This is a genomic window from Morganella morganii, assembly GCF_019242955.1.
Taxonomy (GTDB): Bacteria; Pseudomonadota; Gammaproteobacteria; order Enterobacterales; family Enterobacteriaceae; genus Morganella; species Morganella sibonii.
This window is the reverse complement of record NZ_CP066129.1, coordinates 2258473-2279942: the sequence shown is the minus strand read 5'-3', so window position 1 is coordinate 2279942 and position 21470 is coordinate 2258473. Positions and strand designations below refer to the sequence as shown.

Here is a 21470-nt window from a genome sequence, read left to right as displayed (position 1 = left end):
GAGAGATGGTGGTGGGAGAAGGATTCGAACCTTCGAAGTCTGTGACGGCAGATTTACAGTCTGCTCCCTTTGGCCGCTTGGGTATCCCACCAATAATCAAATTGTCTGTCCGTTCAGCTGTTGCCTTGGGACGGGCTGCATAATAGCAAATATGCGGGCGCTGTAAAGTAAAAAAAGAGAAAAAATGAATGGCCGTTGTTTTTTTGCCCGAAGTGCACGTTATGCGTGCAACTTCAGGCAATTAAGCCGTTATAAAATCACAGTACGGTTACCGTAAACGAATACTCGTTGTGTCAGTACACGGCCCAGGGCATGGCTGAGTACGTTTTTTTCGACATCACGGCCGGCCATTACCATGTCATCGGCACTGTAGGTGTGATCGACATTAATCACGCTCTGATGAATGATCGGACCTTCGTCGAGGTTATCATTCACATAGTGTGCCGTAGCACCGATAATCTTCACGCCGCGCTCATAAGCCTGATGATAAGGCCGTGCGCCGATAAAGGCCGGCAGGAAGGAGTGGTGGATGTTGATAATCTGGTTCGGGTAGTGCTGAACAAACGCCGGGGTCAGCACACGCATGTATTTTGCCAGCACCACGTAATCAGGCTGATACTGATCGATCTGCTGAATGATCTGCATATCATGCTGCTCACGGGTTAACCCGTCGTGGCTGATATGATGGAACGGAATACCAAACTGTGTGACCAGGTGAGATAACACATCGTGATTGCCGATAACTGCCGCGATTTCGACATCCAGGCCGCCGTAGGCGCTTTTCATCAGGATATCACCGAGGCAGTGTGCCTCTTTGGTCACCATAATAACAATACGGCGGCGTCCGGCAGTGGTTAACTCGCGGGTGGAGCCTTTCGGCAGAGCATCATCAAGGTCGGCCAGCAGGGTTTCATCGTTAAAAATCCCTTCCAGCTCGGTACGCATAAAAAAGCGCCCGGTGCGGTGATCAACGAATTCATTGTTCTGGACAATATTCAGCTGATGCTTGTAACAAATATTGGTGATCTTGGCGATAAGACCTTTTGCGTCAGGGCAAATGGTTCGCAGAATCTTTCTCTGACTCGTCTGGTGTTGCATGGAAGGTGTGGATCCTTAATAACTGATGTCGGTGATGTTTGTTTACAGGAGGTGCCTGTCCGGTATCAGGCACAACATTTTTTGTATTTTTTTCCGGAGCCGCAGGGGCAGGGATCATTACGGCCGGTCTGAGGTTTAACACCGTCGAGGTACATCCAGCAGCCGTCAGTCAGGCGAAAACGGGACCGTTCGTGAATGAATTGTTTATCTTCGGACTTTTTATCAATAAAGCAAGCACAAAATTCAACGAAAGCCTCGTCCGGTGCGGTGCCGGGCTGAAAATCAATAACATTCAGCCCCAGCCATTCCGTTTCACCGAACCCGGCGATCAGTTCTGCCCGCAACGCTTCCGCCCGCTCCGGCGGATACCATGTCCGGATCAGATGATCGGCATTATGTGTGACAAACGCACTGTAACGTGAACGCATCAGCGCACGCGCATCCGGGGCACTGAGTGCACCGGAAAGATAAGGCTGACAACACTGTGGGAATGTAGCTCCGCTGCCGCACGGACAAGGATCTGTTTCTGTAAAATGAGACATAATTATCAAATAATGTGTTCAGGGTAAATAATCGTAAGGAACAGGGTTCTGATGCTACCGGAAATACAGATCACACGCTATCCTTAATCACAGGAGCAGTGCGGGAGCAACGTTATCACCGGTGTTCCGGGTAATCTGTAGTGTGTGGCCGGGTGAAAAGAGGATGCGATGAAACAAGCACTGGACGGAAAACGATTGTTAGTCATCGATGACGACCCGGTATTCAATATGGCGTTGTCATCTTATTTACGCCTTCTCGGTGCCACAGTACTCTCCGCCGGTGACGGTGCCCGGGCATGGGCATATATAGAAGAGGGCTTTCAGCCGGAGCTGATTTTCTGCGATCTGAATATGCCGGTGATGACCGGTGCGGAATTTATCGCACGTTTACAGTCTGAATTACCGGCGGTTCCGGTGATTGTTATTTCCGCGACACAAAAAATGTCCGATATTGATGAAGTGCTGCGCCTGGGGGCAAAGGATGTTTTGTTAAAGCCGCTGAGCAGGCTGGAAGAAGTAAAAAAATTGTGTCTGTCGCATTTGTACCCGTCATTTTTCTCACCGGGCGTGCTGGAAAACAATGATCTGTCCGGGATCTGGGCTCAGCTGCAACATAATGTGGATGATGTTTTACGTTTATTAAAACAACTGAATCCGCCACCGAGCCAGGTGCTGGCAAATTATCAGATCCGTTACGCGCAATTATCCGATACCTGCCGGGCCGGACTGGTATTTGACGTAGCTGAATTTTCGGATAATGAAGTGGCGTTTTATTGCCTTGATATCAGTCAGAATACCGGCAACGGTCCGCTGATGGCGATGTTAATCCGCGTGATTTTTAACGATCTGCTTAAACGTTATATTCATAATCACCACCGGAAATTACCGAGTATGACCGCTATTCTGAATAAGCTGAACCGTTTATTGCAGGAGGCCGGTATTCCGGGACAACTGCCGCTGCTGCTGGGGTATTATCACACGCGGCGTAAGTCAGTATTATTATCCAGCGCCGGTATCAGTGCGGAATTACGCTCTGACAACCATGTTATCCGTATTAACAGAGGGATTCCGCTGGGCACACTCTCTTCCGTTTATTCCAGTCAGATAAGCGAATTCAGCCGTCATCTGCAATGCCGGATCTGGAACAGCAGCAGCCAGATTAAATTAAGCCTGACGCCCGGACCACATCAGGGATAATTGCCGGGCTTTACCAACCCGTTCAGATATTAAACATCTCTTAACACTAAACCGCATTTACACGGAACAGAGTATTTATCCCTGAAAATTAGCTGGTATACTCAGTCTCATTATTTTTTATAAATCGCGTATTTATTCTGTTTATGCGCATGAGGATGATGTATGTCAGTGCAGAAAAATAAGGTACACAAGGCTGTGATCCCGGTTGCAGGATTAGGAACACGTATGCTTCCGGCCACAAAAGCGATTCCGAAAGAAATGCTGCCGCTGGTGGATAAACCGCTTATCCAGTATGTGGTTAATGAGTGTATCGCGGCGGGGATCACCGAAATTATTTTAGTGACCCACTCATCAAAAAACTCCATTGAAAACCATTTCGATACCAGTTTTGAACTGGAAGCCATCCTGGAAAAACGCGTTAAACGTCAGTTGCTGGAAGAAGTTCAGTCAATCTGTCCGCGTCATGTCACTATCATGCAGACCCGCCAGGGCATCGCCAAAGGGCTCGGCCATGCGGTGTTATGCGCGAAGCCGATGATTGGTGATGAGCCGTTTGCGGTGGTATTACCGGATGTCATCATTGATGAACACAGTACTGACCTGACAAAATTCAACCTCAGAGAAATGATTGCACGTTATGAAGAGCACGGTGCAAGCCAGGTCATGGTCGATCCTGTTCCGCAGGAAATGGTGTCAAACTATGGCGTGGTGGATTGCCACGGTGAAAGCCTGGCTGCCGGCGAAAGCAAGCCGATGTTTGCGGTGGTGGAAAAACCGGAACCGGCCAAAGCACCGTCAAATATGTCTATCGTCGGCCGTTATGTGCTGTCTCAGGATATCTGGCCGCTGCTGGGGAAAACCGCACCGGGTGCCGGTGATGAGATCCAGCTGACGGATGCGATCGCGATGCTGATTGAAAAAAATCCGGTGGAAGCATACCGCCTGGTAGGCCGCAGCCATGACTGTGGTGACAAAATGGGTTATATGAAAGCCTTTGTCGAATACAGCATGCGTCATAAGCACCTGGGCCGTGAATTCTCAGACTGGCTGAAAACATTACAGAATTAATAATTGTTGCAATAGGTGAACTATGAAAGTAACCGTATTTGGAATCGGGTATGTCGGCCTGGTGCAGGCGACAGTACTGGCGGAAGTCGGCCATGATGTAATGTGTGTCGATGTTGATGCAAAAAAAGTGGAAAACCTGAAAAATGGTGTTATCCCGATTTTTGAACCGGGCCTGGCGCCGCTGGTGAAGAAAAACTATGAAGAAGGCCGTTTAAGCTTTACCACCGACGCGGAAAAGGGTGTGGCTCACGGTACACTGCAATTTATTGCGGTCGGCACACCGCCTGACGAAGACGGCTCAGCCGATCTGCAATATGTGACCGCCGTTGCCCGCACCATCGCACAGCATATGCAGGACTACAAAGTGGTTATCGACAAATCCACTGTACCTGTCGGTACCGCAGACAAAGTCAATGCCACCATCAAAGCCGCGCTGGCTGAACGTGGTGCGGATATTGCCTATGACGTGGTGTCCAATCCGGAATTCCTGAAGGAAGGGGCGGCAGTCGCTGACTGTATGCGTCCTGAGCGTATTGTTATCGGTTGTGATAATGAGCGTGTTGTCGATATTATCCGTGAACTGTATGAGCCGTTTAACCGCAACCATGACCGGATGATCGTCATGGATATCCGCAGTGCGGAGCTGACCAAATACGCGGCAAACTGCATGCTGGCCACGAAAATCAGCTTTATGAATGAAATCTCCAACCTGGCGGAAATGCTGGGTGCGGATATTGAAAATGTGCGCCAGGGTATCGGTTCTGATTCCCGCATCGGTTATCACTTTATTTACCCGGGCTGCGGCTACGGCGGCTCCTGCTTCCCGAAAGATGTACAGGCTCTGATCCGTACAGCAGAGCATATCGGCTTTACGCCGCGCATTCTGCGTGCGGTGGAAGAAGTGAACGAACAGCAGAAATACAAACTGCCGTCCTTTATCAAACGTCATTTCGGTGAAAACCTGAAGGGTAAAACCTTTGCGGTATGGGGGCTTTCCTTTAAACCGAATACGGATGATATGCGTGAGGCATCCAGCCGTATCCTGTTACAGGAATTATGGGCAGCCGGTGCCAAAATTCAGGCATATGACCCGGAAGCCATGCAGGAAGCACAGCGTATTTTCGGGCAGCGTGATGACCTGGCACTGATGGGGACGAAAGAAGCGGCACTGCACAATGCGGATGCACTGGTTATCTGCACGGAATGGCAGAGTTTCCGCGCGCCGGACTTTGACGTTATCAAAGCAGGCCTGAAGACGCCGGTTATTTTTGACGGACGCAACCTTTATGACCCGGAACGTTTAGAAAATCGCGGCTTTATCTATTATGGTATAGGTCGTGGTGCTTCCATTAATCCGGTAATTTGAGTCTGAATATGAAAATACTTGTAACCGGTGCGGCCGGTTTTATTGGTTATCATGTCTCGCAGCGCCTGCTTGAGCAGGGGCACGAGGTTGTCGGTGCCGATAACCTGAATGACTATTATGATGTTAATCTCAAGCAGGCCCGTCTTGATCTGTTATTACCGCATCCGCAATTTCATTTTTTTAAAATGGATTTGTCGGAGAAAACGGCAGTCAGTGAACTGTTTGCCGCGCAAAAATTTGAACGGGTGATCCACCTTGCGGCACAGCCGGGTGTACGTTACTCGATTCAGAATCCGATGGCGTATATTGATGCGAATATTCTGGGGCATATGAATATCCTGGAAGGATGCCGTCATAATAACGTCGGGCATCTGATTTATTCCTCCTCAAGTTCCGTATACGGGCTGAACCGTAAGCAGCCGTTCTCTGTTGAGGATGATGTGGATCATCCGGTTTCGTTGTATGCGGCGACGAAAAAAGCCAATGAACTGATGTCTCACAGTTATTCGCATCTTTATCAGTTACCGACAACCGGTTTGCGCTTCTTTACGGTTTACGGCCCGTGGGGGCGCCCGGATATGGCGTTATTTAAGTTTGTTAAAGCCATGCTGGACGGAAAACCGATCGATGTATATAACCACGGCAATATGGTGCGCGATTTCACCTATGTCGGTGATATTGCTGAAGCGGTGGTGCGTCTGGTGAATGTGATTCCGGCAGCTGACAGCGACTGGACGGTGGAAGAGGGACTGAAATCAGCCAGTTCTGCACCGTACAAAATTTATAATGTCGGTAACGGTCAGCCGACCCGGTTGGGTGATTTTATTCAGGCGATTGAAACCGCACTGGATATTAAAGCCAATAAACACTATATGGATATGCAGGATGGTGACGTGTTATCCACCTGTGCAGACTCCTCCGAATTGTATAAAACGATTGGTTTCTCACCGGATACACCGGTTAATTACGGTGTACAGCAGTTTGTTGACTGGTATATGTCGTTTTATCACGGTAAAAAGTAAATAACAGCAGCGGTTATAAGTATAAAAAAGGAGGCGAAAGCCTCCTTTTTTCTGTCAGGCTGACCGGCGGATATAAAAAAAGCCCTTCAGGGAAGGGCTTTTTGTCAGGTGTAATCGCTTACTTGATTAAGAAATCGTTCAGAGATTTGCCTTCGTTATCGATAGCCTGTTTGATCACAGCTGGTGTGCGACCCTGGCCGGTCCAGGTTTTGCTTTCACCGTTTTCATCGATATATTCATATTTGGCCGGGCGCTGAGCACGCTTGGATTTGCGTGTTGCTTTGCCTGTACCCATAGACTGAATTAATTCTTCCGGATTGATATTCTGCTTTTCAAGCAGCTGACGGAACTCTTCTAATTTACGGGTGCGCTCTTCTTCTTTAGCCTGAGCCTGAGATTCTTCCAGACGACGTTCTTCTACAACAGAAGTCAGTTTTTCCAGAATTTCTTCTAAAACTTCTAAGCTGGATTCTCTCGCCTGAGCGCGAAGAGTACGGATATTATTAAATGGCTTCAAAGATTCACTCATAATCCTGGTCTCAAATTAAATGTTGGCTGATGTATAGTTAATAATAGATTGCTATTTAAAAATCTGCAATAGCAAATTTCGGAGTAAGGTTAAAACACATTTTTTTTAAAAGCAATTATTTCTGAGGAATAATAAGGGTGTTTTTGGGTTTTCGTTTAAATTTGATAAGGGGACGGGGTGAAAATGCGTTGATGTTCAGCATCTTCATAAAAATTGTTCATAAATGAGGTAGGGAATACAAATTATATTTAACCTTGTCTTATGTAAAGAAACGTTATTCTTCGGCCCCGGTATAATGAAAAACAGGATAAAGCGAAGGGTTGCTGATAACAACAGTGAATATCCGTCATGTAACCATGCCTTGCGTGAATTTACAGTTGCAATGAATTCAGGATATTGAGCATGCGATCCGGGCATGTGTTAAATACAGATTGCGCTGTTTTTAACACTAATGTGTTAGTATTGTCGCAGATCTTGATTGTGTAAGGGGAGAGAGCCGGTGGCTCAGCTTTATTTTTATTACTCCGCAATGAACGCGGGAAAATCGACTGCATTACTGCAGTCATCCTATAACTATAACGAACGCGGTATGCGCACGCTGATATTTACCGCAGAGATAGACGACCGCTACGAACAGAGCAGAGTCACCTCACGTATCGGCCTGAGCGCGGACGCACGGGTATTTGGTACTGAGACTGATGTCAGCACGGTTATTATCCGTGAACATCAGCAGGCGCCCGTACACTGCGTCTTAATCGATGAATGCCAGTTTCTGACCAAAGCACAGGTGGAACAGCTGTGTTATATCGTCGATGACATTGATATTCCTGTTCTGTGCTACGGATTACGCACAGACTTTAAAGGTGAATTATTCAGCGGAAGCCATTATTTATTGGCGTGGGCGGATAAATTAGTTGAATTAAAAACAATTTGTTATTGCGGGCGGAAAGCCAGCCGGGTTTTACGTTATGACGGACAGGGCAGAGTCATGGCGGACGGCGCACAAATTGACATCGGTGGTAATGAAAAATATGTATCGGTCTGCCGCAAGCATTACAATGAAGCGATACGTGAAGTAAAAGCAGCAGAATATCGGTCATAAAACAGGGAAGTCTCTCTGTTATACAAAAAAGTGCCGGACGTCATTGTCCGGTTTTTTTATATCCGCTGCGGATTACCGGGGATATCAAAAAACAGCAGGAGCAGTTTGTGCAGGAAAGTGATTAGGCGGTATTTGAGTCAGCAGGGATAAAATCGCGGTAAATAGCGGCGGTGGCTGCATCAGTTTCGTGACCGGTATTAAGTGAAATATTAAAGACCGGCGACAGCGGGAAACATGATCAAAAGTGAAGAGCAGTTAATACAGAGACAATTATTTAATTATTATTATGGGATAAATATAAAAAAGCCCTCCGGAGAGGGCTTTGCGGTTATTATTTACCGGATTGATGACTATTTCTTAGCATTTCGTTTGGCAACCGGTTTAGGCGCCGCAACAGGAACGGATTCGTCATAGGTACGGCCGTAATATGTATCCAGCATAATTTGTTTTAATTCAGCAATCAGCGGATAACGCGGGTTCGCACCGGTACACTGGTCATCAAAGGCATCTTCTGACAGTTTATCCAGCTTCGCCAGGAACTCGGCTTCCGGTACCCCGGCTTCACGGATAGATTTCGGAATGCCCAGAGACGCTTTGATTTCATCCAGCCAGACCAGCAGTTTTTCAATCTTCTGCGCAGTACGGTCACCGGCAGCACTCAGTTGCAGGTGATCTGCAATTTCCGCGTAGCGGCGGCGTGCCTGCGGACGGTCATACTGACTGAATGCAGTCTGTTTGGTCGGATTATCTGTGGCGTTATAACGAATGACGTTACAGATAAGCAGGGCGTTAGCCAGGCCGTGCGGAATATGGAACTCTGAACCCAGTTTATGGGCCATGGAGTGACAGACACCGAGGAAGGCGTTGGCAAACGCGATACCGGCGATAGTTGCGGCATTATGCACACGCTCACGGGCAACCGGGTTCTTCGCACCTTCGTGATAGCTGGCCGGTAAAAACTCTTTCAGTAGTTTCAGCGCCTGCAATGCCTGGCCGTCAGAGAACTCGTTTGCCAGTACCGATACATACGCTTCCAGCGCATGGGTGACCGCATCCAGCCCGCCGAACGCGGTAAGGGATTTCGGCATGTTCATCACCAGGTTGGCATCAACAATAGCCATATCCGGCGTCAGGGCATAGTCTGCCAGCGGGTATTTCTGGCCGGTGGTATCGTCAGTCACGACGGCAAACGGAGTGACTTCCGAACCGGTACCGGAGGTGGTGGTGATCGCGACCATTTTCGCTTTCACACCCATTTTCGGGAATTTATAGATACGTTTACGGATATCCATAAAGCGCAGTGCCAGTTCCTCAAAGTGAGTTTCCGGATGCTCATACATCACCCACATGATTTTGGCCGCATCCATCGGGGAACCGCCGCCGAGGGCAATAATCACGTCCGGTTTGAAGCTGTTCATCTGCTCCGCACCTTTGCGGACGACGGAAAGTGTCGGGTCGGCTTCCACTTCAAAGAATATTTCCACTTCCATGCCGTAGGATTTCAGCACACGGGTGACTTCATCCACATAGCCGTTATTGAACAGATAGCCGTCAGTTACGATAAATGCACGTTTCGCACCGTCACCGGCGATCTCTTCCAGGGCAACCGGCAGAGAACCGCGGCGGAAATAGATAGATTTCGGAAGTTTATGCCACAACATATTTTCAGCTCGTTTTGCCACGGTTTTGGTGTTGATCAGGTGTTTCGGCCCGACGTTTTCGGAAATGGAGTTACCACCCCAGGAACCGCAGCCCAGCGTCAGTGACGGAGACAGTTTGAAGTTATACAGATCGCCGATCCCGCCTTGTGACGCAGGGGTATTGATAAGAATACGTGCGGTTTTCATCTTCTCGCCGAAGAATTTAACGCGTTCCGGCTGGTTGTCCTGATCGGTATATAAGCAGGAGGTGTGGCCGATCCCGCCCATTTCCACCAGTTTTTCCGCCTTGACCACCGCATCTTCAAAATCTTTGCCGCGGTACATTGCCAGCAGCGGAGAGAGTTTTTCGTGAGCAAACGGCTCTGATTCATCCGCCACGGAGACAGCACCGATCAGAATTTTGGTCCAGGAAGGGACTTCAATACCGGCCATTTCAGCAATTTTTACCGCAGACTGACCGACAATTTTCGCATTCAGCCCGCCGTTGAGCAGAATGATGTCCTGAACGGCTTTCAGTTCTTTGCCTTTCAGAATATAGCCGCCGTGGGTTTCAAAACGTTCTTTGACCTGCTCATAAACATCATCGACAACAATAACGGATTGCTCAGAGGCACAAATCACGCCGTTATCGAATGTTTTGGACATCAGAATAGAGGCTACCGCACGTTTGATATCAGCCGTTTCATCGATCACCACAGGGGTATTACCCGCACCGACACCGATAGCCGGTTTACCGGAACTGTAGGCGGCTTTCACCATACCCGGCCCGCCGGTGGCGAGGATCAGGTTAGTATCCGGGTGGTGCATCAAGGCATTGGATAATTCAACAGACGGCTCGTCAATCCAGCCGATAATATCTTTCGGGGCACCGGCGGCAACAGCAGCTTTGAGGACAATCTCAGCGGCTCTGTTCGTGGCTTTTTTAGCACGCGGATGCGGGGAGAAAATGATCCCGTTACGGGTTTTCAGGCTGATCAGTGCTTTAAAGATAGCAGTGGAGGTCGGGTTAGTGGTCGGGACGATACCGCAGATAATACCGATAGGCTCTGCGATAGTGATGGTGCCGAAAGTCGGGTCTTCCGATAAGATGCCGCAGGTTTTTTCATCGCGGTAGGCATTATAGATATATTCAGAAGCAAAATGGTTTTTAATCACTTTATCTTCAATAATCCCCATACCGGATTCTTCGACCGCCAGTTTTGCCAGCGGGATACGGGCATCGGCAGCAGCGAGTGCCGCAGCCCGGAAGATGGCATCCACCTGCTCCTGGGAGAAACCGGCAAACTCGCGCTGAGCTTTCTTCACGCGGGCAACTAATTCATTGAGTTCGGTAACGTTCGTTACGGCCATACAGATCACTCCTGATAAATTGTTAAACTTTTTAAGCAAATCAGCGGATTGATACGATTTGATTATAGCGGTGATATCTTCCGGTAACTAAATTGATTTTGCCGGTAACATAATGCAGATATGCCCGCTGATTTGCTTAAAAAGCCCGTCAGGTCTTTCTGTTCGCATTATAGTTGAATCGATTCAACTGTAATGAAAGCAGCTTAACATTCGGGGGAAATATTAAAGTGATCCAAATCACAAATATACCAAGCTGACACCATTCAGCATGAGTCAAAACAGGAACAACACGTCGTAACAAGAACGATATCGGGTTTCAATTTTACAGAGGAACTGATGATTGCCTGAAATTCAGGCAAAAATAAGGCGATATAACTGTATCGTATCAGCGGGCGGCGGAAAATATTCTGTGCAAAGCAATTCCTTTTCCTGCACATTCAACGGTATGATGTCTGTGTTAATAATCACATTTATAATTATTACAACCCTTTTGGCGACAGACTGCGGTTAATATCGGCAGGCTGTTACTGTTTTATCATCAGGTTGAGGATCGTTTGTGGGCAACACCTTGCTGGATTTTTCCGGTTATTTAAAATTTTTTGTCGGCTTATTTGCTTTAGTTAACCCGGTGGGTATTTTGCCGGTCTTTATGAGCATGACAAATTATCAGACTGCCGCAGTACGCAATAAAACCAACATGATTGCGAACTTTTCGGTGGCCGTGATTTTGTGTATATCACTTTTGGTCGGCGATAAGATCCTCATTATGTTCGGCATTTCCATCGAATCTTTCCGGATAGCAGGGGGGACATTGATTGTCCTTATTGCGATGTCCATGATCAGCGGTAAGCTGGGGGAAGATAAGCAGAATAAGCAGGAGCAGTCAGAAACGGCAATCCGCGACAATATCGGGGTGGTGCCGCTGGCGCTGCCGCTGATGGCGGGACCGGGTGCGATTAGTTCCTGTGTGGTCTGGAGTGCCCGCTGGCAGGGCTGGCAGAATTTTTTCGGGCTGGCACTGACCAGTATCCTGTTTGCGTTCTGCTGCTGGCTGCTGTTCCGCTCAGCGGGATTGTGGGTGAAATATCTCGGACAAACCGGTATCAACGTCGTCACCCGTATTATGGGGCTGATGCTGATGTCATTAGGTATTGAGCTGATTATTACCGGCATGAAAATGAGTTTTCCCGGATTATTGTCATAATCATGCAGTTCATTATTATCAGAACGGGGCCAATGGCCCCGTTTTTACATCTCTCAGTTTTCCATTCGGTGATCGCCGCGCAGCAGTGCAGCGCGATCAAATTCTCGTTCAATCTTCCCGTTTGCCATAAACGCTGCACGATCTGACATATGCGCCACCACATCAGCATCATGGCTGACCAGCAAATACGTCATGCCGTGCGCGGTTTTCAGGTGATTAAGCAAATTGAGAATTTCCGCCTGCACGGACATATCGAGTGCGGAAGTCGGCTCATCGAGTAACAGGATCTGCGGGCGTAACATCAGTGCCCGGGCGATGGCGATGCGCTGGCGCTGGCCGCCGGAGAGCTGATGCGGATAACGCTGTGCAACATCCGGCGGCAGTCCGACAGACGTTATCGCCTCTGTCACACGGCTCTCTATGTTATTTTCCCTGTGAATATGCAATGGTTCCGAAAGTGCTTTGTGAATGGTATGGAACGGATGCAGAGACGCATAAGGATCCTGGAATACCATCTGCACATTGCGGCGCAAAGCACCCTGATAACGTTGTCCGGGGTGGATATGTTGCGACAGCAGCTGAACGCCGCCCAGCCATTCACGCTGTAATCCGGCAATTACCCGCAGAATCGTGGATTTTCCGCAGCCGGACTCGCCGATAAGACTGAATGTCTCTCCGGCGCAGAGGTGAAAACCGGCCTTGCGGACAACCTGTCGCGGACCGAAACTGACAGAAAGATTATTCACCTCAATAATCGGCGCTGCATTATTTTCCGGCATGATGTGTCTCCTGAGTCAGTAACACCTGTAAAGCAGTGCGATCCAATACCGGTAAATCGGTGCCGTAGGTTTGTGCATCCGGGCGGCAGGTCCATAACGTCCGGGTGTAGGGATGTGTTGCCTGCGGCAGTTGTGCGGCGGGCAGCTCATCCACCTGCTGACCCTGATACATCACCATAACGCGCTGGCAATGAGCGGCTACCAGCGGTAAATCATGGCTTATCAGCAACAGTCCCATATTGCGTTCCTCACACTGGCTGACAATCAGTTCCAGAATCTGGTGCCGCAGCCGGGCATCCAGTGCAGAGGTCGGTTCATCAGCAATTAAAACAGACGGATTGTTAATCAGGGCAATGGCAATCATCGCGCGCTGTCCCATCCCGCCGGAAAGCTGCCCCGGATAGCGGGAAAGCGCCTGCTCAGATAAGCCGGCAGCGCGGGCTATCTCATACACCCGGTCGCGGCGGTCAGATTTATTCAGCGTCTGGTGGCGCAGCAGTGATTCCTCAATTTGCTGATACAGATTTCTGACCGGATTCAGCGCATAACGCGGGTCCTGCATGATCATCGCGATATCGTTCCCGCGCAGTGCCGCCCACTGTTTTTCCCGCAGGGAAAGCAGGGAGGTCTGACGGAATGTCAGCGTATCCGCACTGACAATCCCGGGTTTGCGCACCAATCCCATCAGGGCTCTGGCTGTCATGGATTTACCGGAACCGGACTCCCCGACCAGTGCCAGCCGTTCCTGCCCCAGGGTAAATGAAACCTTTTTTACCACTTGTGCGCGGGGATAATCCACACACAGATTGCTGACACAAATAAGCGGCTCAGTCATGTTGCGGCTCCATAATATCCCGTAAACCATCACCCAGCAGATTGAATGCCATGCCGGCAATCAGAATCGCCGCGCCGGGTACGGCGGCTATCCACCACTGGTCAAAAATAACCTGCATACCATCAGCAATCATCGCACCCCATTCCGCCATCGGCGGTTGTGCACCCAGTCCGAGGAAACCCAGACCGGCGGCAGCCAGAATAATGGTGGCGAGATCCAGCGCCAGCCGGACGATGGCTGACGGCAGACAGAGCGGTAAAATATGTCCCCATAACAGACGCAGACCACGGATCCCCAGCATTTCCGCGCTGGCCAGATAATCGCTGTTGCGCAAATGGCGGATTTCGCTGCGCGCCTGACGGGCATAGGCGGGCCAGGAGGTCAGGGCGAGCGCCAGTGCGCCGTTAATCAGGCCAGGGCCGAGAATGGCAACAAACGCAAAGGCGAGGATCAGACGCGGCATCGACATCACGATATCAGTAAACCGCATCAGGATGGTTTCGACCCAGCGGCCGTAAAAACCCGCCAGAATACCGATCAATAACCCGGCGGGCAGGGTGATTGCCGCGACCAGCCCGACCAGCCCAAACATCGGACGTGTGCCGTAAATCAGGCGGGAGAGCACATCACGTCCGTAGCTGTCCGTACCGAGCCAGTGCTGTGCATCGGGTGCCATCAGGCGCTGTGCCGGGTTTTGCAGTACCGGGTCATAGGGGGCGAGCCACGGCGCAAATAGTGCCACCAGCAGCAGAAACAAAATAATCAGGGTGCCCGTCAGGGCGGACGGGGATCGGCGGATTTTCGGCAGTAATGTCATGATTTCACCCGCGGATCAGTTAAACGCACAATCATATCGGTTACGTTATTGATAAAGATAAAGCAGATACCGATAACCAGTGTCCCGCCCATTACGGCGGTGGTATCTCCGGCAAACAGGGCGGCGGTCAGATAGCGGCCGATGCCGGGCCATGAAAAGACGGTTTCTGTCAGCACCGCACCTTCCAGCATACCGGTGTAGGCCAGTGCTATCACGGTGATCAGGGTACCGCGGATATTCGGCAACACATGGCGGAACAATACCTGCATTTCGGTATTGCCCTTGGCACGTGCCAGCGTGACATACTCTTTGTTCATTTCACTCAGGCAGGCGGCGCGCGTCAGCCGGGTGATCCCCGCCAGACAAAAATAAGCCAGCAATGATACCGGCAGGATCAGGTGTGCCACCGCATTAGTAAACGCCCCCGGGTCATCTGACAACCAGGTGTCGATCAGCACAAAACCGGTTTTCGCCTCAACAGTATACTGGTAGATATCGTCCAGCCGTCCCGGTCCGGGACTCCATTGCAGCGTGGCGTAGAACAGCAGCAGCATCAGCAGCCCCAGCCAGAAAACCGGCACCGAGTTTCCGAGGAGCGTCAGGGTGCGGATGATAAAATCAAACGGGGTACCTGCATAACGGGCGCACAGCGTACCGCAGAGGATCCCGAGTACAGCACCAATCAGCAGCGCCAGCGTTGCCAGTTCAATGGTAGCGGGCAGCGTGGTCAGCACGCCGTCAAACACCGGCTGTCCCATCGAGGAGGCCATACCGAGATCGCCGTGCAGCAGGCGTTCCGCATAATGCCAGAACTGGATATAGACGGGCTGATCCAGCCCCAGTTCCAGCCGGACCTGTTCATAGGTTTCATGGCTGGCGTGATCGCCGACAATTTGTAACACCCGGTCAACCGGAGAAAGTGCCGACAATGCAAAGGTGATCACCAGTAAGCCAAGCAGTGTCAGAGCCAGCGTAAAAAGACCCTGAAGCGTCACACGCAGGGTATGGCGAAACAGTGTGCCGGCAGGGGAAATATCGGACATACAGCAGTTCCTGAATAAAAACAAAACACACAGACCCCGTCAGCTGTACTGACGGGGTTATAACCGGAAAATCAGCGGATTATTTGGTGACTCTGTCGTAATACACCATATCGGCATTCAGTCCCTGCTGATAGCCTTTCACATTATCCCGCAGCACGACCTGATTTTGTCCCTGAGCCATAAAGACATACGGAGAACTGCGCTGTAACTCTTCCTGCATGGCGGTATACATTTGTGCGCGTTTTGCTTTATCCGGCTCAGCGACGGCTTTCAGCGTGGTTTGTGATAACTGCGGAATATCCCAGCCGTTCAGCCACGCCACGGTGCTGCTCTTACCGTCATTAAAGGCAAAGGCGCTGGCGTTGGAATGGGCATCAAAATAATCCGGGATCCAGAAACGGATGGCCGCCTGATGCTGACGTGCGCGTACACGGGAATAGACCTGGCTGCCCGCAGCCGGTAATAATTCCACTTTGATACCGCCCTGGGCAAAGCTGGCCTGAAGAGACTGGGCAATAGTGATATACGGCGGTTTGTTTTCCACATCGAGGGTGAAGTGTGCATCTTTAATGCCGGCTTTTGCCAGAATTTCTTTGGCTTTGGCGGGATCAAATTTATACGGGTTATTTTCCAGTGCGCCCGGTAAACCGACCGGCAGGAAACTCTGATGAATAAAATACTGGCCTTTCAGTAAATCACGGGTAATACCTTCGTAATCGACCAGATAACGGGCGGCTTCCCACAGAGCCGGATTTTTCAGCAGCGGATTAGCACTATTGCCGGTATTAAAGGCCATATAATCCTGTTCGGCGGACGGAATATTTTCAACCCGCACCCCGGCACTGTTTTTCAGTGCGGCGGTCTGGTCAGCACCGAGCTCACGGGCAATATCGGCATCACCCTGCTGAATCAGCAGACGGCGGGAGGCCGGGTCCGGCACGTTTTTAATAATAATGGACGGAATTTTTGCTGTACCGGTGGATACATTCGGGTTGGCGGCCATCACAATCGCCTGGTTCGGCTGATACACTTTCAGGGAATAAGCGCCGCTGCCGGCAGAGTGCATTTTCAGCCAGGCATTACCGAAGTCATTATTCTTAATATTCGGTGTCACCAGTTTTTCATCCACCACAGACGCTATCGGGGTGGATAACAGGTTCAGTGCCACGTCCGGACTGATATCCGCACTCCATTTTATCTTCAGAGTGCGGTCGCCGGTTTTTTCAAACTGCTGCGCGATATTCTCTTTATTCCAGCCGAGGATATTAAGAATAAACGCCGGTGACTTATTCATGATCACGGCACGCTGATAAGAGAAAATAATATCTTCCGGACGTACCGGGTTGCCGGAGGCAAATTTTGCATTCTCTTTAATTCTGACCGTCAGGGTTTTATTGGCTGCGTCTGCCTGCCAGTCTTCCAGCAAAATGGCATCAAGCTGTTCAGGATTATCCCGGTTCGGCTGTACCAGACGCTGATATAAGCTGGGGACGGTCTGGATACTGGAAAGTTCATTACTCTCTGCCGGGTCAAGGCTGACAATGTCATCCAGGCTCTGGACCACAATTAAGGTATTCGGTGGTGTGGCGGCAAATGCGGAGACGGAAAAGAGCAGAGCCAGTGACGCTGCCGGATATATTTTTTTCATATATTTCCCCTGAAAGCGGTGTTATTGATTTTTTTAATACTGACACGTTAAAAAAAACAGTGGTGTTTTGCAAAGTCTGTTAAGTGCTTGTTTATAACTTTTCGTTATAGATAAAGTTAATCATAGTCTGAAATTCCTGTCCGGGAGATTTCACCGGCAAAAAAAGCAAAAAAACAGTTGTAATATAACAACAGGTTATCAGCTCATAAAAAACGGCACTAAAAACAGACAGAATTGGTAAATAGGGTCACCCGTACAATCCTGTTGTAAACGGGTATAACAGATAAAGGTGGTTAAATAAACAACAGAAACGATATTTGCAGTCAATGGATTATTTCCGGTACTCACCGGATTGATATTTCAGCGGATTTTTTTACTTTACTCTTTTTATTTACAGTTGTTTTTTAATTGGTTGTTAATATTTAATCAGCTAAAACTGTGATAGAGGCAGGGTTTTTATCTGGAAAAATTGCTTTTTGTTAATTAAATGTTTACTTTTTTATCCGGGCCGGACAAAACAGCCCGGTCACAAGCAGCTATGGGTCAATGTTTTATTTCAGCGGCAGAAAAATGCTGTTTACAGATAAAAACAATCACTGCCCCGGAATATGTACATCAGGCCGGAAAACAGCACAGATAAACAGGCTGAACCCGTCGCTGACGGCACTTATAAATAAAGCATTTGCGATTTTTTAATCACGTTGTTCATTTAACAGGTGTTATTCAGAAGGGACGGAAGATGAAAAAACACACTATTGCTGTTTCTCTCATGCAGGCGCTGCTGCTGAGTGCATTCTCTTATTCCGCAGGGGCGGCGGACGTCCCGCCGGGAACTAAACTGGCGGAAAAACAGGTTATTGTTATCAATAACGGAACTGAACCGGTGTCACTCGATCCGCATAAGGTGGAAGGTGTGCCGGAATCCAATATTATTCTCAATCTGCTGGAAGGGCTGGTGTCCTCTGACAGTGATGGTCATATCGTACCCGGGGTGGCAGAAAGCTGGTCATCGCCGGATAATCTTACCTGGACATTCACACTGCGGCCGGATGCAAAGTGGAGCGACGGCTCGCCGGTGACTGCACACGACTTTGTCTACAGCTGGCGGCGGTTGGCTGACCCGAAAACCGCATCACCTTACGGCAGCTATCTGCATTATGCCTATGTCGAAAATGTCGATGATATTATCAGCGGTAAAAAACCACCGGAAAGCCTCGGTGTCAAAGCGGTTGATGACAGAACGTTTCAGGTTCAGCTGACTCAGCCGGTGCCGTATTTCCCGGATATGCTGACCCATACCGCACTGAAACCGGTGCCGAAAGGGGCGATTGAACAGTTTGGCGATAAATGGACATCTGCCGGGAAATTTACCGGTAACGGCGCATATACACTTTCCGCGTGGAATGTGAATGAACGGCTGGTACTGAAACGCAACCCGCAATACTGGAACGATAAAGAAACCGTTATTGAGCAGGCAACATTTCTGCCGATCCAGTCAGAAACCAGTGATATTAACCGTTACCGTGCCGGTGAAATTGATGTTACCAACAGTGCGGTTCCGCCGGTTTTATTTTCCAAACTGAAAAAAGAGATCCCGGCGCAGGTGCGGATTTCCCCGTATTTATGCACGTTCTATTATGAAATAAATAATACCGCGGCACCGTTTACTGACCCGAAAGTGCGTGAAGCCGTTAAACTGGGACTGGATCGCGATATTATCACGCATAAAATCATGGGGCAGGGGCAAATTCCCGCATTTGGCTTTACGCCGCATTATATTAACGGCGGCCATTTTACCACACCGGACTGGGCATCCCTGACGCAGGAACAGCGCAATGAAAAAGGGCGCAAACTGCTGGAAGAAGCCGGTTACAGCGAAAAAAATCCGCTGACCTTCGAATTGCTCTATAACACGTCTGATCAGAATAAACAGCAGGCAATTGCTGCCGCTTCTATGTGGCAGAAAAATCTCGGTGCCAAAGTGGTGCTGAAGAATCAGGAATGGAAAACGTCTAATCAGAATCGTCATGAAGGGAATTATCAGGTGGCCCGGGCGACCTGGTGCGCGGATTATAATGAGCCGTCTTCATTTCTGAACATTTTCCTGTCAGACAGCAGTAATAACACCAGTTTCTACCGGAATACCGGATTTGACAGCGCAATGCAGCGTGCTTTGCTGGCAACGGATGAAAAAACGCGTCAATCCGCTTATCAGGAGGCAGAAACTCAGTTAGATCAGGACTCTGCACTGATTCCTGTTTACTACCGCGTGAGTGTCCGGCTGATAAAACCATCAGTCGGCGGAATTACCGGCAATGACCCGCTTGATTATATGGATATTAAGCGCTTATATATGGTAGAAACATATTAATAATAAAAATTTGCACTCACTGAGTGCGAAAAAAATGAAGGTGCGGAAGATAAAACGAAAAGCACCGGATAAAAATGCAACAAACGCAAAACACATTCGTCAATGGGGAGTTTATGTAAGATGGTTAATTCAACGAAAAAAACACTGCTGGCACTCAGTGTGGTTGCAGCGATGGGGATGGGTATTGGTACACAGGCGTTTGCTGCGGATGTACCGGCCGGTGTTCAGCTGGCAGAAAAGCAGGATTTCATCCGGAATAACGGCTCTGAGCCGCAGTCCCTTGATCCGCATAAAGTGGAAGGGGTGCCGGAAGCCAATATTATCCGTGACCTGATGGAAGGTATTACCCTGGAAGGGCCAAGTGGTGAAATTCTGCCGGGCTCAGCAATTTCCTGGGAAAATAAAGATTTTAAAGTCTGGACGTTCAAAATCCGCGAGGATGCGAAGTGGTCCAACGGCGATCCGGTCACCGCACAGGATTTCGTCTACAGCTGGCGCCGCCTGGCTGATCCGAATACCGCCTCACCGTATGCCAGTTATCTCCAGTATGCACACGTGGTCAATATTGATGATGTTATTGCCGGGAAGAAAAAACCGGAAGAACTGGGCATCAAAGCGCTGGATGATAAAACCCTTGAGCTGACGCTCTCCGAAGAAGTCCCGTATATTCCGAAACTGCTGGCACATAACTCCATGTCTCCGGTGCATCCGGCCACTGTTGAAAAGTTCGGTGATAAATGGACGCAGCCCGGCAATTATGTCAGTAACGGCGCATACACTCTGAAAGACTGGGTAGTGAACGAAAAAATTGAACTGACCCGTAACCCGAAATACTGGGATAACGAAAAAACGGTTATCAATAATGTCCGTTTCCTGCCGATTTCGTCCGAAGTTACCGATGTTAACCGCTACCGCAGCGGTGAAATCGACATGACCTATAACAACCTGCCGATTGAACTGTTCCAGAAACTGAAAAAAGAAATCCCGGACGAACTGCGTATTTCGCCGTATATGTGTACCTATTACTACGAAATTAATAACGATAAAGCGCCGTTTGATAATCCGAAAGTCCGCGAAGCTCTGAAACTGAGCCTTGACCGCGACATCATGGTGAATAAAGTCAAAGCGCAGGGGGATACCCCGGCATTTGGTTTCACACCACCGTTTGCGGATGGCATGTCAGCCAAAGAGCCTGAGTGGTTCGCGAATATGACACAGGATCAGCGTAACGAAAAAGCACGTAAACTGCTGGAAGAAGCCGGGTTTAATAAAGATAATCCGCTGAAATTCAATCTGCTGTATAACACGTCTGATCTGCATAAGAAAATGGCGATCGCCGCATCATCTATCTGGAAGAAAAACCTCGGTGCGGAAGTTCAGCTGGTTAACCAGGAGTGGAAAACGTTCCTCGATACCCGTCATCAGGGAACCTATGATGTTGCCCGTGCCGCATGGTGTGCGGATTATAACGAACCGTCTTCATTCCTGAATATGGTTCTCTCTTACAGCAGCACCAACACACCGCATTATAAGAGTGCGGAGTTTGATAAGCTGATGAAACAATCCCTTCAGGTGAAAACCGATGCGGAACGTGCGCAGATCTACCAGCAGGCGGAAGCTCAGCTGGATAAAGACTCTGCCATCGTGCCTGTCTATTACTATGTCAGTACCCGTTTAGTGAAACCGTACGTGGGTGGCTATACCGGAAAAGATCCGCTGGATCACTTCCACACCAAAAACTTATATATGATTAAAAAATAATACCGACGGTTGGCCGCCCTGCGAAGGGCGGCCTGTGTAGTGTGTACCCCGGGAGCGGGTACTGTATAGGAACGGGC

Annotated in this window: 17 protein-coding genes and 1 tRNA gene; 8 read left to right on the top strand and 10 right to left on the bottom strand. The window is 49.3% G+C overall.

Annotated features, from left to right (window positions below):
• Positions 1–6 precede the first annotated feature (6 nt).
• The 3 genes from JC793_RS10535 to JC793_RS10525 form a co-directional block, all read right to left on the bottom strand.
• Positions 7–91, bottom strand: a tRNA-Tyr gene (locus tag JC793_RS10535).
• A 158-nt stretch (positions 92–249) separates the two neighbouring features.
• The gene (gene purU, locus JC793_RS10530; protein WP_046893474.1) at positions 250–1098 is read right to left on the bottom strand and encodes a formyltetrahydrofolate deformylase; all 849 of its coding nucleotides are present in this window, start codon (positions 1096–1098) and stop codon (positions 250–252) included.
• 65 nt (positions 1099–1163) lie between these two features.
• Positions 1164–1640, bottom strand: coding sequence for a YchJ family metal-binding protein (locus JC793_RS10525; protein ID WP_218426162.1), 477 nt, complete (start codon positions 1638–1640; stop codon positions 1164–1166).
• Positions 1641–1808: 168 nt separating this feature from the next.
• On the opposite strand from JC793_RS10525, the gene rssB reads away from it, so the two are divergent.
• From rssB to JC793_RS10505, 4 genes are all read left to right on the top strand, one after another.
• Positions 1809–2837, top strand: a complete 1029-nt coding sequence (gene rssB, locus JC793_RS10520) for a two-component system response regulator RssB (RefSeq protein ID WP_218426161.1) — start codon at positions 1809–1811, stop codon at positions 2835–2837.
• Between the two features lie 162 nt (positions 2838–2999).
• Complete coding sequence (galU, locus tag JC793_RS10515) at positions 3000–3905, top strand: UTP--glucose-1-phosphate uridylyltransferase GalU (protein ID WP_107680248.1); 906 nt, start codon at positions 3000–3002, stop codon at positions 3903–3905.
• Between the two features lie 22 nt (positions 3906–3927).
• Positions 3928–5271, top strand: a complete 1344-nt coding sequence (locus tag JC793_RS10510; protein ID WP_107680247.1) for a UDP-glucose dehydrogenase family protein — start codon at positions 3928–3930, stop codon at positions 5269–5271.
• Between the two features lie 8 nt (positions 5272–5279).
• Positions 5280–6293, top strand: a complete 1014-nt coding sequence (locus JC793_RS10505; RefSeq protein WP_218426160.1) for an NAD-dependent epimerase — start codon at positions 5280–5282, stop codon at positions 6291–6293.
• A gap of 118 nt (positions 6294–6411) precedes the next feature.
• Here JC793_RS10505 and JC793_RS10500 read toward each other — a convergent pair whose 3' ends face one another.
• A complete protein-coding gene (locus JC793_RS10500) occupies positions 6412–6822 on the bottom strand; it encodes an H-NS family histone-like protein (RefSeq protein ID WP_046893468.1) in 411 nt (136 codons plus the stop codon).
• Positions 6823–7321: 499 nt separating this feature from the next.
• On the opposite strand from JC793_RS10500, the gene JC793_RS10495 reads away from it, so the two are divergent.
• On the top strand, positions 7322–7924 hold the full coding sequence (locus JC793_RS10495; RefSeq protein ID WP_112550031.1) for a thymidine kinase: 603 nt from the start codon (positions 7322–7324) through the stop codon (positions 7922–7924).
• A 350-nt stretch (positions 7925–8274) separates the two neighbouring features.
• Here JC793_RS10495 and adhE read toward each other — a convergent pair whose 3' ends face one another.
• Positions 8275–10935: a bifunctional acetaldehyde-CoA/alcohol dehydrogenase gene (adhE, locus tag JC793_RS10490; RefSeq protein ID WP_218426159.1), complete on the bottom strand. Its 2661-nt coding sequence runs from the start codon at positions 10933–10935 to the stop codon at positions 8275–8277.
• Between the two features lie 556 nt (positions 10936–11491).
• On the opposite strand from adhE, the gene JC793_RS10485 reads away from it, so the two are divergent.
• Positions 11492–12139: a YchE family NAAT transporter gene (locus JC793_RS10485; RefSeq protein WP_046893465.1), complete on the top strand. Its 648-nt coding sequence runs from the start codon at positions 11492–11494 to the stop codon at positions 12137–12139.
• Positions 12140–12192: 53 nt separating this feature from the next.
• Here the strand turns inward: JC793_RS10485 and JC793_RS10480 are convergent, their stop codons facing one another.
• The 5 genes from JC793_RS10480 to JC793_RS10460 all read right to left on the bottom strand — a co-directional run bounded on the left by JC793_RS10480 (position 12193) and on the right by JC793_RS10460 (position 17261).
• Entirely contained in the window at positions 12193–12918 is a 726-nt protein-coding gene (locus tag JC793_RS10480) for an ABC transporter ATP-binding protein (protein WP_218426158.1), read from the bottom strand.
• Entirely contained in the window at positions 12905–13753 is an 849-nt protein-coding gene (locus JC793_RS10475) for an ABC transporter ATP-binding protein (RefSeq protein ID WP_218426157.1), read from the bottom strand. The genes JC793_RS10480 and JC793_RS10475 overlap by 14 nt, the downstream gene beginning before the upstream one ends.
• Positions 13746–14570, bottom strand: a complete 825-nt coding sequence (locus JC793_RS10470; RefSeq protein WP_046893462.1) for an ABC transporter permease — start codon at positions 14568–14570, stop codon at positions 13746–13748. The genes JC793_RS10475 and JC793_RS10470 overlap by 8 nt, the downstream gene beginning before the upstream one ends.
• A complete protein-coding gene (locus tag JC793_RS10465) occupies positions 14567–15613 on the bottom strand; it encodes an ABC transporter permease (protein ID WP_218426156.1) in 1047 nt (348 codons plus the stop codon). The genes JC793_RS10470 and JC793_RS10465 overlap by 4 nt, the downstream gene beginning before the upstream one ends.
• Positions 15614–15692: 79 nt before the next feature.
• On the bottom strand, positions 15693–17261 hold the full coding sequence (locus tag JC793_RS10460) for an ABC transporter substrate-binding protein (protein WP_218426155.1): 1569 nt from the start codon (positions 17259–17261) through the stop codon (positions 15693–15695).
• A gap of 739 nt (positions 17262–18000) precedes the next feature.
• On the opposite strand from JC793_RS10460, the gene JC793_RS10455 reads away from it, so the two are divergent.
• Positions 18001–19632 (top strand): ABC transporter substrate-binding protein, encoded by a 1632-nt coding sequence (locus JC793_RS10455; protein ID WP_218426154.1) that lies wholly within the window; start codon positions 18001–18003, stop codon positions 19630–19632.
• Between the two features lie 120 nt (positions 19633–19752).
• Positions 19753–21393: an oligopeptide ABC transporter substrate-binding protein OppA gene (gene oppA, locus JC793_RS10450; protein ID WP_046893612.1), complete on the top strand. Its 1641-nt coding sequence runs from the start codon at positions 19753–19755 to the stop codon at positions 21391–21393.
• The last annotated feature ends 77 nt before the right edge of the window (positions 21394–21470 follow it).